1 pseudogene is annotated in these 322 nt (G+C 41.6%); it reads right to left on the bottom strand.

What is annotated here, in order from left to right:
• Positions 1-322 (bottom strand): annotated as a pseudogene (locus AB4512_RS25165) (excinuclease ABC subunit B); the annotation flags it as partial.

Genomic DNA, 322 nt, shown 5'->3' with positions numbered 1-322 from the left:
TCCATCACCTCACCACGACTCAAGTGCAGCATCATCTTCAAATAAGACTTAGGATCACCAAGACCGTAGATAGCCGATACAGAAGCAACAATAATGGCATCTTTTCTTTCTAACAAAGCTTTGGTAGCTGAAAGTCTCATTTGCTCAATATGAGCATTTATCGACGCATCTTTCTCGATAAAGGTATCCGTGGTTGGAACGTAGGCTTCCGGTTGGTAATAATCGTAGTAAGAAACAAAGTACTCAACGGAGTTATTCGGAAAGAAGGATTTCATCTCGCCATAAAGTTGAGCTGCCAACGTTTTGTTAGGCGCTAACAAGA

The sequence above is a fragment of the Vibrio sp. 10N.222.52.B7 genome (assembly GCF_041474275.1).
Lineage (GTDB): Bacteria > Pseudomonadota > Gammaproteobacteria > Enterobacterales > Vibrionaceae > Vibrio > Vibrio crassostreae_C.
Note: the sequence above shows the minus strand (reverse complement) of the source record. Positions and strands in the feature narration are given on the sequence as shown.